12 protein-coding genes are annotated in these 13,038 nt (G+C 55.0%); 3 read left to right on the top strand and 9 right to left on the bottom strand.

Annotation, left to right across the window (positions count from 1 at the left end; genetic code table 11):
- Positions 1–3: 3 nt before the first annotated feature.
- Positions 4–1,026, bottom strand: coding sequence for a hypothetical protein (locus LB533_RS03400; RefSeq protein WP_224676657.1), 1,023 nt, complete (start codon positions 1,024–1,026; stop codon positions 4–6).
- Between the two features lie 283 nt (positions 1,027–1,309).
- Positions 1,310–2,134 (bottom strand): hypothetical protein, encoded by an 825-nt coding sequence (locus LB533_RS03395; RefSeq protein ID WP_224676656.1) that lies wholly within the window; start codon positions 2,132–2,134, stop codon positions 1,310–1,312.
- A 609-nt stretch (positions 2,135–2,743) separates the two neighbouring features.
- Between LB533_RS03395 and LB533_RS03390 the strand changes: the two genes are divergently transcribed.
- Together LB533_RS03390 and LB533_RS03385 are read left to right on the top strand one after the other, a co-directional pair.
- Positions 2,744–2,944 (top strand): hypothetical protein, encoded by a 201-nt coding sequence (locus LB533_RS03390; RefSeq protein ID WP_224676655.1) that lies wholly within the window; start codon positions 2,744–2,746, stop codon positions 2,942–2,944.
- A gap of 138 nt (positions 2,945–3,082) precedes the next feature.
- A complete protein-coding gene (locus LB533_RS03385) occupies positions 3,083–3,388 on the top strand; it encodes an ArsR/SmtB family transcription factor (RefSeq protein ID WP_224676654.1) in 306 nt (101 codons plus the stop codon).
- Between the two features lie 109 nt (positions 3,389–3,497).
- Here LB533_RS03385 and LB533_RS03380 read toward each other — a convergent pair whose 3' ends face one another.
- The 4 genes from LB533_RS03380 to LB533_RS03365 form a co-directional block, all read right to left on the bottom strand.
- Entirely contained in the window at positions 3,498–4,388 is an 891-nt protein-coding gene (locus LB533_RS03380) for a hypothetical protein (protein WP_224676653.1), read from the bottom strand.
- Positions 4,389–4,758: 370 nt separating this feature from the next.
- Positions 4,759–5,466 (bottom strand): hypothetical protein, encoded by a 708-nt coding sequence (locus LB533_RS03375; RefSeq protein WP_224676652.1) that lies wholly within the window; start codon positions 5,464–5,466, stop codon positions 4,759–4,761.
- Between the two features lie 38 nt (positions 5,467–5,504).
- Positions 5,505–6,029 carry a hypothetical protein gene (locus tag LB533_RS03370; protein ID WP_224676651.1) on the bottom strand — a complete coding sequence of 175 codons (525 nt, stop codon included), beginning with the start codon at positions 6,027–6,029 and terminating at the stop codon, positions 5,505–5,507.
- Positions 6,030–6,040: 11 nt separating this feature from the next.
- Positions 6,041–6,373, bottom strand: coding sequence for a hypothetical protein (locus LB533_RS03365; protein ID WP_224676650.1), 333 nt, complete (start codon positions 6,371–6,373; stop codon positions 6,041–6,043).
- Between the two features lie 103 nt (positions 6,374–6,476).
- On the opposite strand from LB533_RS03365, the gene LB533_RS03360 reads away from it, so the two are divergent.
- Positions 6,477–6,740 (top strand): helix-turn-helix domain-containing protein, encoded by a 264-nt coding sequence (locus LB533_RS03360; RefSeq protein WP_224676649.1) that lies wholly within the window; start codon positions 6,477–6,479, stop codon positions 6,738–6,740.
- A gap of 390 nt (positions 6,741–7,130) precedes the next feature.
- Here the strand turns inward: LB533_RS03360 and LB533_RS03355 are convergent, their stop codons facing one another.
- From LB533_RS03355 to LB533_RS03345, 3 genes are all read right to left on the bottom strand, one after another.
- Entirely contained in the window at positions 7,131–7,502 is a 372-nt protein-coding gene (locus tag LB533_RS03355) for a DUF6641 family protein (RefSeq protein ID WP_224676648.1), read from the bottom strand.
- 120 nt (positions 7,503–7,622) lie between these two features.
- Positions 7,623–8,510, bottom strand: a complete 888-nt coding sequence (locus LB533_RS03350; protein WP_224676647.1) for an SDH family Clp fold serine proteinase — start codon at positions 8,508–8,510, stop codon at positions 7,623–7,625.
- 458 nt (positions 8,511–8,968) lie between these two features.
- On the bottom strand, positions 8,969–11,731 hold the full coding sequence (locus LB533_RS03345; RefSeq protein ID WP_224676646.1) for a DNA polymerase: 2,763 nt from the start codon (positions 11,729–11,731) through the stop codon (positions 8,969–8,971).
- Positions 11,732–13,038 lie beyond the last annotated feature (1,307 nt).

The raw sequence follows: 13,038 nt of genomic DNA, 5'->3' as shown, positions 1-13,038 counted from the left end.
AAATTACCTCGCACACATCCACTCCAACATCCCTGCGCCTCCTCTGCCGACGAAGACATTGGGCACGGCGGCCAGCGCCCCGACAATATGGTTCAACATATCCTCAGGGACGCGGGCGTTCCTCGGACCAGAGCGCTCCTCTAGAATCCATCCTCTTGACCCACATCTGCTGAACGATAAGAGCATCGGTTGATCACCGTTCCAGCGATAGAAGTAGCGCTGACCAGCTTGGACTGATGAGAGAGCATAGGCGAGTTCCTCGCCGCCCTTGAGGCAGTTGCCAAATTCCTCTCCCGTTTTCCGCAGCTGCTCTGCCGTGGTGATCGGGATAAGCGCGCAGACCTGCTCGAATGGTGGCTCTGGAAATGGTGTCAAGCTGAACAGGTTGGCCAGGATAGCTGCCGGCTGGCGACCGTGAGCAGTGCATTGAACCAGTTGCTGCTCGCCATGCACCGGCGCTAGCCTTGAGATCACCCACAGCAGCTCAACCGTTGCCTGCGTGGGCATCTTGCGCTTCAGCAGTGCGCGGACGACTCGGCTTGACACTGGCAGACTCGATCCTGATGCCAGCGCAACAAGGTCATCATCGCCGAATTTTGACCATTGATGGACGTGACGCGCCAGCAATCCGCCGGCAGAAAGAACCTGGTGCAGCGCGACGTACACGGACTTTGTCCGAGCATATGGACCGAACTTGCCCAGTGCCGAGATCATGCCAGGAGGGCAGTTTCCACATGCATCCGTCAAAATCTGCCGGGACTTCGCAAAGGTGAGGAACCGGTACGTTTCGGGCACATCGCGAATGGCCGTACCACGAGCAGCTAGCCACGCGTGCCACGTATGCCGCCGGCTATCTGAGGCGAGAAAGTATTCACAGAGGCGGTCATTTGGCCAGATCGACTGAATTTGAGCACTGTCTTGCCGCGCCAGCAGGTCGACAATCGACTTTCCCGGTCCCTCGTGGTTGCGCGTAGGGCTGTTTCCGTGTTGGTGCATGGTGACTACCTCCTGGTAGCCCGCCTTCATCCCGAAAGCCCCCAGAGGCAACCGGGAAAAAAGAGAAGGAAACGATTGCCCGGCCAGAAGCCTTGGGAGAGCTGAGCGCGGCGCCTTTGAGCGAAGCTATCCCACCTCTAGCTCGGATCGGCATATCCCCACAGCCACTGTTTGGACAGCCTCGAAAAGTGCGACGGATCATGAGCAGTATGCCTCATACAGAGCTGGGCAGTTTGAGCTTCACTATCGCATGGCTGAAGCCATGTATGCCGACCGTAAAAAATTGCAGCCTCTTAGGCTAATTCGACGATGGTCAGAGGCATTCAGGTGGAAGCTGAAATATTTTGCCTCCCGGGCCCGTTTTGCCTCCCCGATGGACCACACATCCTTTCTCAGGAACGTTCGGTTTTTGCTCGGGTGTTTCCGAACGCTTTTCCGGCTTGCTCGGAATGGTACCGAAAGGGGCCCCACCGGTCCTGATGACCTTTCCCCCTATAATATGGACCGCGTCAATCTTGATGTTAAGGTGTTGGATGTCCGACCTGGAAGAATCATAGGACGCATTGCCCTTCACAGGAACAATCTCAAAATCGAGTTTTAGACCGGCCTTCTTCACAACCACGAAGTCGCTATCATATTCGTAGCTCTGCATTGAGACTTTAGGCGCACCGGCCACGGCGGAATCCAAGCTCGAGACCACCTGTCCTATCCAGCCAGAGAAGCCTGCATCGTGCCCGACGGCGTACGGAGCATTGCAGACGTCGAGATTGGCGGCGCTCATGTCAATGTTGAAATGGATCTCGCTATTATTAGTAAGGGTTCTATCGTTCGATGCGGTGAACCCTGGAGTAAGACTTGCACCTGTTGCTACAGGTATACCTACACTGGCGCCACCACTTAAGGTACGACCCTCAACGACGTTTACCTTTAGGGTCACCTTCGCCACTCCAGACAACAGTCCAGTTCTGCCAGTCCGGTCTCGATATATTGCTTTTGCAAGGCCACACTTCAGGGAGCCGATAACTTCGTGAAGTGGGACGACAGGAGTGGTCTTCGGGTCGCTCTGGAGCTGAGGCGATGCGCACCCTTGTAACACAACGGCCAATACTACTGAGCAAAGAACTGCGGCGCCCCTCATGCCCCATCCTTCCTTTTTACAGCTAATTGGATTCCGTTCGTCCCGGCGCGTCAAGATGTACAACGATTTTATTCTTTCCAGACGCGATATGTGACGCACATTCTGTCGCCCCCCACGACAGCCCCTCGTCTTGCGACCGGCCGCCAGCCAAACTGTCTTTGGCAGATCTCGATGCATTGATCTCGCACCTTCGATTGGCAACACTCTGAGGTCGCCTCCTGCCGCCAGCTGATGATGGTTGTACCCAATGAATTTTGCCGCATACGACGATACACGGCTCTCACCCGACTGATTTCGTCGCTCAACATTTCATTGGCTGAACATCGATCGCTCGGATCCAAAACCGTTTTTTGATTCAAACCCGGTTCTGTCGTTCAGAAGTTCGAGGAACCGATCTCTGGTCTGGTCGGTCAAAGTCCAGACCGAATGGATGTGCAGGTTTTCGATCTGTCTGATCGATCGCAGTATCTGGAACCGTCAGCGTCCAGACACCCAATAGCCAGGGGAAGCTGGTCCTGGAATGATCCTCGATGGTAGTTCCTTCCAATGCCGGCAAATTCGGTTGTAGATACCGTATTGGCGGATGATTGATGCTGGTGACGTGAATTGATGGCTGATTTGCATGCTTCTTGGCTTCTTTCAAAGGGATATAGACCCACCGAAAACGCTCAGCAGGTGCGGAATCGTGTAGGCATCGGGAATGCCTGCGAGGATTGCCGTCAGCAGGATTTCGATGCCGATTTGTCGTGGAAATTCGGGAAAAACGGAGAAGTCGGTGCTGATTTTAGGGGAATTGAGCGGGGTAAATGAGGTTCTGGGGGCTATTTATCGCCGAAAACGCCTGGCTAGATCGCGAAGTCTCATCGAAATCCGTCCCAACGCTCGTTGTCGATAGGCGTCTGGTTGAGGATAGCCCTTCCCATCGGAACAAAACTGGTGGGAAATCCAATGGACGCTCGCATCATCAAGGCGCTGGCTTGCGAGAGCAGGCTCAAGATCCTCGACTTTCTCAACTGGCCAGATCTGCATTTTCCCGAGCTTCCTACCGCACGCGACACCGGGCTGACCAACAAACTGATCTGCGGCAAACTTGGCATCACGCAGGAATGTGTCAGTCTGCACATGCGGTGGCTTACAGAAGCAAAGCTGGTTTCAGCAACGAAGGTCGGAAAGTGCGTTTTCTATACACGCAATGAGCAGGGCATCGATGAGGCAGTGACTGCCCTATGCCAGCTCCTGCAAAGGCATCACTGACAGTGAATAGCTGGTCGGACGCCTCGGCAGGGCTACTGGCAGCATACCTTGCGAACGTAAGTGTTGCCGAAGGTGGAATAGGCGTCGTCGGGAATCGCGCCTTTCGCCTTCATTTCACCGACCAAGCTCTTGGCCATCTGCTCATCGAACGTGTCCTCCAGGGTGATCGCGAACCAGCCATTCGTGGCAAGATAGGCAGAAAGCGGATGGATGATGAGCGGACATAAGATTCGGCCTCGGCATAGTTGTCGAAGCTCTTGACCTGGATGTGGCGCCGGCCAAATGGGCCACTGTCGTACTGGTCGACGTAGACCCAGGTGTCATGCATGTAGCCAACCTTGCCGCCTACCTGCATCCGATACCACCGGCCAGTGTTGCCAAGGATCGCGACAGCTACTCCGTTTCTTAACACGGCAACATTCGTTGACTTTCCCTCCGGTAATGCCTTGAGGGGTGCAGAACCTTTGGGATGCACGACACGGCCCGAATGGGCATCTGGAATAGACATCGACGAACCCACAGACGGTACAGGTTGCGAGGCGACAGGCGGTGGAGCCGGCTGGGGTGCCATAGTGTACGACGGCTCTTGATTTGCCATGGCCGTCTGACCACCGCCAGGTGTGAACGTCACAACCCTATATGTTACCATCTCACTCATCGACAGATAACGGATGTCGTTGCTGTCATATTGCAGCGAAAGCTGAAGCAGGGCGGGATCCACGCCCATTTCGATCATGTAGGTGATTACGTTGGCCGTGATCTGTTGGACGGCGGAAACCGCGTCTTGTGTGCTCAGAAGAATGTCACCCTGGAACGACGATTTGTGAACGCCGATCGATCCTGGTTCAGCATAGCGCAAAACGCCACCGAGGAACGCAAGAGAGCAGGCGGAAGCGCATTCGGAAGCCCTGAACTGGGCCGTGTTCAAACCCAGCCTGCGAATGAGCCGGCCAAGTTCCATCGCCTTCTCGATATTGCCGCCGGGAGACCGAAACGTCACGGCAGTCGCTGAGTTGGACCTCGCCAGATTCTCAAAGGTCGACAAATCGTCCGGTAAACGAAGTCACCTGAAACGAAGATGTAGTGAAGCCCACCGTCAGTCTGTCCAGCCTCAAATTGAAGACCAGCGTGAGCCGCTGGTGTGCACACCAAAGCCCAACCGACAAGCAACAGGACGCTAGTGGAAAAGACGCGAAACATGGCCCCAGAACAACCCCGACCGTAACTCTAGTGCTAGTCAGGTGAGGATGTCGACTCATTGTTGCGAAAATGATGAATCTCAGCCCGAATTCCAGCAACCGTCGGAAGACTTGCGAGCAGTTGGTCTCCTGGCTACTCGAAGTAGCTACGACGGCCGAGCCGCAGGGGCCTCAGTGATGGATCGAGCCCTTCTGGCAGCGGTGCCATTTGTACTGGTATCCGGATTGACCATTTTTGCCGTAGCACCATTTGGCAGCTTCAAGCTGATCAGCCAGTACGTCTCTCGCTCCGCAGGCCTTTACGGTTTGCGGATCATCCCCTGAGCCGCCACGACAATTTTCGTTGGCAGCTTGCCATTGACGGATCAGCCTTGCCGGTGAAGTTGCTGTTGTGGTTTCGCCCTTCGTCTCGTTTTTCTTGTTGGCGGGGACGATCGGGATACCGGGAAGGTCGGTGCCTTGGCTGGGCTTGCCAACCACCGCCCAGTGTTCGCAGGCCGTCAGTTGCTCACCGTCAATTCGAATCGTCTGCTCGCCCTCGACATCTAATATGAATGATCGCTGGAAAGGATTGCCGGTCTCCAGGCAGTCGGCTTCGACCGCGTACCGATTTGTCCGCAGCTTATGCACGGATGCAATCACGCACCCCACCTCAGGAACCTCATAAGCGTGACCGCCTTTTAACACTGAAAATTCGATGGAATCCAGTTCGCCTTTGCGAAACTGTTCGCAATAGCTGGCCGACCTCATGTAGGCCCCGTCAGCAATCGGCAGTGCATCCATAGCGTTGGCAACAGAAGCACTGAACACAAGGGACTGGAGCACAAGCACCGTCCGCATGGGAGATCGAGCCGAGCAACTACGGGACAGTGCACCCATGAGACCGCATCCTTCAGTGTGGTGTCTCTAGGCTGGGCCTAGAATTTCACCTTTGCCCCTGGCTTTATCCTGATCGCAATGATGCAATCCTGGAAGATTTCGAACTGCTCACCTTCCTTGGTTTTGCCCCGATAGACCAAAGGTTCGGCATTCGTGCAGTTCGACTTACTATAGACGTCAACCTCCGGCTGGCCGCCAAACCGATCAACGAATTCGGAAACCACCTGTTGCAGTGCCAAGTCCTGCCCATTGTAGAAGCATGGATAGAGGTCCATCTGCGTGATCGACTGCTTGATGCCGAAGACCATTGATGCACAGGTTTCGTCTTTGAGCCTCAGGAACACATGCTGCTGCTCGTCGTCGGTTGGCACGACCGGTGGCAGCACTTTAATCTCGTAGCCATCGGCTTTTGCCTTTTCTTGCACCTGGTCAAAGCTGTCGCTGATCGTGAATCCCTTGAAGCTGCTGTCTGCAAAAGCCAGCCCGGGCACGAAGACGAGGATTGCCGCCAGTATGATTCGGGGAAGACGGCTAACTAGGCAAATTCTAGACGAAGCACCCATCGCGGCCTCCCTCAGTAGTAGTATCGCTTATTCCGGAACCAGTACATCAGCAGGTAGACCGGTAACCAAAGCCCGCCGGTCACGATCACAAGCAGTATGTGAAACCAGTGGGGAAACCGCTTGACTGGGCCGCCAACTCCGGTCGCAGTCGCGGCTGCCGCAGCTCCGCCGCCGGCGTTCATGAATACCTGGGGGCTGTTTCGCTGGCTCTTCAGCAACTCGATCTCCCGCATTTGCGGATCGAGGATTTCCCCGCAGTGCTTGCATTTTTTGGACTTCGGATTGATCGGCTCCGAGCAATACGGGCAGTCGATCGTAGCGGCCGGCGATGCAGTCTCGTCCATTATTCCCCCAAGTCAGATACCCCGAGGCAATCAACTCCTCGGCCCGTAATCATGGTCTTATATTACGTGGTTTCGGGCAAGGGCAACTGATTGCTTCCTGAAAATGGAAGTGCAGTCACTGGTCGCTTGGAATCTCCGGCGTTTGAGGGTTGAAAGAGGCATCTCACAGGATGACCTGGCCCTCACGGCAGGCGTTGAACGGGCCTACGTCGGATATCTGGAGCGTGCAGCGCGTAATCCGACGATCGTAACCCTGGAAAAACTCGCTGATGCATTGGGAGTCCAGATGGCTCAGCTGTTTCAAGAGCCTGATGAAGGAGAGACAGCGCCAGGGACGTTGAAAGCAGGCCGAAAGAAAGCTCGTTAAGCTCCCTCGGCACGAAGATGGAACGAAAATGCCCCTAACGGAACAGCAGAACATCAGGTTAACACGTGAGCTGTTGGACCACTGTAACCGAATTCGTCGCGAGGCGGGCTACAATCCCATAAGTCTAAGGTCGATGCTGACGTCCGAAGGTGCACAAAGAACGTTGCGGAAGATAAGCAGTCGCGAGACATCAGGATTGGCGCGGCTATACGAGCTCGGCCATGCAACCCTTTCGATCGAGCAATACATTCTGGACAGCGAATGGGTGGCAGTGCTCGAACCCGGTATCGTCAATCAGTGTCGGGCTAACCTAAGGGAGGCGTAAGCTGGTGAAAAACCGCTAGAGCGGTGCCGACTCCGCCCTGGGCGGAGTCGGCATTTTGTTTTCAGTTATTCGCCCTTCTTGAAACGTGCCCTGACCTGGCCGGAAATCGTCGCCAACTGGGCATCGAACGTTCCATTGATGACGATTGCCTTCGCCTTCTTCAGCGCTTCGACCAGGTCGTCCATGTCGTTGCATGCGATCGCATGCTTGCCCTTAGCAAGTTCCAGCGGAACCTTGCCGTACTTGATCGACAGCATCAGCTTGCCTTCCCCATCGGCGGTCCACCAACGGCCACGGAACTTCCGCAGACGGTTCTCCGGCTCTGCCATGTAAAGCTGATGATCGATCTGCAAAAGCAGTCGCTGCCTGCGCTTTGACGTGGGGTCCGACGCCTCGCGCTTGGGCGCCGCCACCAGTTTGAACCCTTCGAATGCCATGTGAGCTCTCCGTTGTTGTCATCACGACCAACGGCGTCCACAGGCTTTGAACTAAGGTCAACGGCTAGGTAGTCGTCTGTCCGACGGCAGACAAGCCGCCGGACAGTTGCATTTGAAGCACTAGGCGGCATGCCGATTTTCGGTGGCCAGCTCACCATCGCAACCGTCGTTCTCTTCATCCGGGCCGCCGGCATCCATTCCATGTCGAATAATGGTCACGCCTTCAGGCAGATCGAGTGAAAGAGCGTACATATCAAGCAAGTCCGAAGGTGCCGACACGTCCTCAAACAGTTCGGATGCCTCAGTAGTATCGATGATGAAATCGTGCTTGGGGTAATCGCTGATCAGATGACGGACCGTCTCCTCGGAGGCATTGCGAGAGGTTTTAACGAGCCGATTGCCATATTCGGTAGTTTCATCGATCGCGAGTTGGCGTTCACCGAACGCACTCGGACTAAGCCTGGACATCAAGCCCGACAGCAGACCGCTGGCGAGCGTTGCGCCAAGCTCGCTAGCCAGCCTGAAGCTAATAGCGCCATCGCTCTTGGTCGCCAGGTTCACGGCTGTTCGTTCGACGATATCGCCGGCGGCGTCACCGAGAGCAACAAGAGTGGCATAGGGAGACAAAGCCGACTCCCACACACTGAGCTCATCGACCGCGCGCATTTGAGGATCAATAGGCCCCATAAAGGCGTCGGGGTGAATAATCAGGTCGTGCGCCCCCAAGGCCACCAAGGTTCCAGCACTCATACAAAAGCGCGGGATGTAAACCGTCAGACGCTCGTATTTTCGATGGAACAGTCGAGCGATTCGATAGGCGACCGAGATGTCGCCGCCTTGAGTGGTCAAAATAAGAATTGCGCGAGACCGCTTATTGACCCGGAACTCCGCCCGCAGGCGGTTCAGCCCCTCTTCATCGATCGCACCAGAATAGTGATAGATGTCGGCTTGTTCTTCCTCACTGAGCTTATGACCCAGGTCGGCCCTGCTGTGCTCTTTTACGTCCATTAGCTACCTCCGTAAGACAATCAATTTACACTAGTTATTTGAGTGTCGCCGGAGCGTTGTTCAATAGCCTGGGTCAGAAAATACAAATAAAATTAGCAAAATATCAAGAAATAGCAGTTTCCGTAAAAGTATTATTTGGCCATAGTCCGCGTATGACGCGTACTAATACGGAGTAATGGTAATTGTCGTAACCAATTAATCGTTTGACTATCTCAATTTCCGTAAGAGATTCCTATGGGTGTGAGGTGGCATACAATTACGGGGATTTGGCTTATCCCGCAGGGATGACCTTACTAAATAAGGTTTGATTTACGACCTTAACGACCGTCTTTGTCAATTTCGGCTGTTTGGTGATGTGACCTCTTCAACGTTTATTGCCGGGCGAAGCACGGGCTAAATTTCGATGACCCTTCAATGAGGTTTGAAAGGCTTGGCGGGGCGGTGGATGGTCAAGAAATTTAGGTCGGGCTTCGCCGGGCAAGAAACTGGTCAACGTCCAACTCGGGAAAATACCTCTGTTTCAACGTCATCAGCGCTGCTACCGACCTGTCAGTCTCGAGCCACGTGTGTGGTTCAAACGTGCTGCGGTTGGCATTTTCGACGTCGGAAACCTGACAGGGGATACCCACCTCATAGAGAATCGCACAAAAGTCGTCGTGCTTGATCTTACCCATCCGCTTCATGACGAGATCGAATCCCGCCTGATAATGTTTGAACGCCCGCGTCAGATCCCGTTTAGCGCGTTTCAGGTCGCCGTCGGTTTTGCCGGCATATCGCATGACCGAGTCGCTGGTCTTACGTTTGGTCTCCAGATACTGCTGGAAAGCTCTCAAGTCCGGAACGGACTTGAGAGTCCTGAAAGGATTGGTTGCCCACTTACCCCAAGCTTCGCGAACCCGCTGAAATTCGTCGAAGTCCTCAAGTGGCTCCGACGAAAACGACAGATGGGTGTGGGTTTGGCCGTTGAAATCGACCGATCGGTCACACGCGTTAATCGGCCTTCGCTTCCAATCGAATTCCATCGACAAGCGTTTGGTCACCTTTCGCATGACGAAATCAGCGCCAAATCGGATCATGTCCTTAAGGCCGACGCCTGAATCATAGGTCAGCTGTTGACCCGCGGTTCGGTTGAAAAACAGTTCGACGACCTGAGCGTTTTCCTCGTCTGGTTTGAGGTCTCGCTGGTTCAGCTTGATACCGCCCTTTTGCAGGACGATATTTTCGTCGATCTCGTCGGCCAGACCCAGCTTCAAAGTTGCTGATCCCCTGGTCCTCCAGCCGAGAGGCTGGCGAATCGTGTGCTTGATCTCCATCGGCGGGTCGTTGCGACCCATTTGAAGCTTAGCCAGTCTGAATGAATCGAAGATCGGCCCCTTGGTGGCGAGGGCCAGGTCCGAGTCCTTGGCGTTGGAAAGGAACCCGTCCGTAGTTACGCTGAAAACTTGGACGGTATCGGGAAATCCGTTCAGCACTTCACCGAGTACGGCCCGCGTGTACGACGTGATAAATGCCGCGAAGAACGGTTGCGTCAGCTCACTTTCCGGCAATTCGACCATGTCATCGGCACGGAGATCGTAAACTCGTTTCTTCCGCAGCCCCTGCGCGGTCTTCCCATAAGTGCTGTTGCCGACCTCCTTCCAGAACAGGTTGCCGAACGTGCCCTTGGTGAACTCTTTCCTGCGGGAAATGCACTCGTTGATGAAATCTGAGAAAATCCTGACGCCCTGTTCGACCGGCACGCGGACCGAACGTCTCAGCTTCAGCTCTGCTCCGAGCTGCCTTGCCAGCACCAGTTCGGGAGCTGCGCAACACGCCCGTCCTTTTCGAGGGAAGATGATCCCGTTTGCCGTGCGAACTGGCAGCGTTGGAAAACGAACAGACCGTGGAAATTCGAAATCGACCGATGCGAAAGCGAGGTCGAGCAACTCGATTGCCTCGATTGCTACGTCTCGCTCGATCCGCTCCCAGTCTGGCTTGCAAAGCAGCGTCATGGCGGTGGGATAGGCAGAGCTCAGGTCGTGATCCCGCCAAATCCCTTCGTCGGAGATCCCGTAAAGGAATTGCTCGTTGCGACCGCCGTGATAGGCTTCCGACACAAACTCCAACTCGTAGTGGACGAGTTCCTGGTGTGGATGGACCGTTTTGGTCACGGGCCGCCCGAGCCGCTTGCTGAAGGAGGGCACCTTATGCTCTTCGCGGCCCAAAACGTCGTCCGGTTTCCACCCTTTCTGCTCCCATTGAGCGATCGCAAGTTTCGAACCGAACGAGGTCAACGTCAGCGGCATGGCGAACTTGCCGAATAGCTCGTCGTACTGGCGGATCAGCTGCTCGGCATACTGTGTGCAGATTTCCGCATCACGGATCGCATACTCACGGAATTTCGGCCAGTTTTCCGAGCGAAACTGCTTCATATGCCCCTTGATTTCCCTCTCTTTAGCAAGCGTGTCTGCCAGTTCGATCTTGTTGAACCCGAGCATTTTGCCGACATCGGCAAGCTGTTTTGCATTCGCGGGAGCCAGAAGGATCGTGTCCCTCAGCCTGATGCTGAATTCGGCAATTTCTTGCCGCCGTCCGTCCACAATCCGCATCGGGATAGCGCGGTCGATCGAGACGAAGGTGCTTCGCACGTTGCTCATCGTAGCTTTTGCTTCGTCGGCAAACTCGTCGAACATCGGCAGGTCGGCTCGGGTGAAGTGCCCGACCAGGTAGATATCCGTCGGCACCTTCCGATCGGGATGATCACTGATGAACTTGCCGATGGCGATCGCGATGAAATCACGCAGAAGCAATCGGCGCGCGTCCTTGGGGATGATGATCCCGCTCGACTGAACTGGCGCTTCGTCGCGGCAACCCTGGGAGATCAGCCTGGTACAGAACTGGTATGAGAGGATTTCGTTCTTGACACCCTGCGCCTCGTCCTTCGTTGGACCGATGGCATCACGTGACTGATATTCCGTGTCGAACCCGATAATCAGGTGCGCCGTCGTAGGCGCCTTCCTCTGACCACCTTTGCGGTTGGGGGGAAATTCGATGTTATCCGGTCGAATAACGACCGTAATCAGCGGAAGGCTGTGGTTGGTCGTGTCAAAATACGACTGTTCGTTAGCCGTGGCCGGCCTGAACTTCTGCTGATTGGTTGCGAAACGCCGTGACTGCCCGAGGACGTCAGGCGAGAAGTCGCTCTCGACCTCGGCCGAGCTGACTGAGTCCCAATTGTCCATGATGTCTCCAATTCGATCGCCGTAAGGCGCCGCTGAATAGGCAGCGCCTTGGGTCTATCGAATTGCGAGACATTGAATGGTGTGGCTGAGAGCCCTGATGGCTAACGGCTCGGCTGGCGTCGCTGCGGACAAGATCATGTACGGTGGACTCGAGTTCGGATGGAATTGCCTGCTCGAAACCCGTCATATGCCGACCCTTCATCCGTGACTGCGCCGCTACAGGTAGGTTTGGCCCGTTTGTGTTGCAAGTCCTCTTTGTATGAAAATCACCAACCCAGGAGCGGGCAGGCATTGGTGTGGACCTATGCGACGCTATCCTGCTTCGTTATGGATCGCTGTTTGATCACACGAAGTATTCCACCATCGTCTTCATCGACAGCATGGTTGCCCTTGAAGGCAAACCGCTGGATCAGATGCCGTGGATGAGCTTGATCCGACTGGCCCCTTCCTTGTTTTGGTCGTCTCCCAGGTCAATTCCGAGATCGACAAGCGGAAACGCGATGGGCGGCTAGCCAAGCGAGCCAGGGCTTTCAACCGGCTGATTTCTCCTGCTGCTGAAACCAGTTCCCCGCATAGGATTTCAGCCGGGCCTCCCGCGATTGACATCGCCATTGCCCGACATAGGCGGATCGATTGAGAACAGTTCGATGACCTCGATCCCGACGGGGGTGACGATCTCGTCGTTGCGCAGATTCTCCATGCACTGGACGTCCCGAATGCACGTAAGCTGCTGCTGACTAATGACATAAACCCAATCGCGATTGGGTCACGGCATGGGTTGAGGTCCTGGCGAATGCCGGATCATTGGTTAGCAGACCCTGAGCCGAGCCCCAGCGACAAAAGAGGTTGCTCGGTTGAAGGCTCGTGTTCGCGAGCTGGAACAAGCGCAGCCGAACATTGAGGTTTCGCTGGAATATGGGATTGAGCCGTCTCAGACTGTTTTCCCTGTCAATCCAATCCCAACTGAGGGCAGGAAGGCCATCACTTCGTTTGTTATCCGGCAGAACCCAGTCAGAATGATGATTCTCCGTTCAATGTGCTGCGCGACTACAGCTATGCCGATCGCTATCGCGAATATCGATCGAAGATCGTTCCAGCCTATGCCGTCTCCGTTCATCGATTCCTTGAGGTTGAGTATGATCAAATCCCCTTCACCTTTAGCCTGAACAACGTTGGGGATTTGCAGGCGGAGAGCTTGGTCCTGAAGCTGACCAGTTTAGGTGGCTCCCTTCACAATCGCTTCACCTGTTATCCGATTTTTGGCCCACCTGCGCCGAGACCTAAGTCAGGACCCCTCGACGGTATCC

The organism is Mesorhizobium sp. BR1-1-13, from assembly GCF_020165515.1.
In the GTDB taxonomy this organism is placed as follows: Bacteria; Pseudomonadota; Alphaproteobacteria; order Rhizobiales; family Rhizobiaceae; genus Mesorhizobium.
Note: the sequence above shows the minus strand (reverse complement) of the source record. Positions and strands in the feature narration are given on the sequence as shown.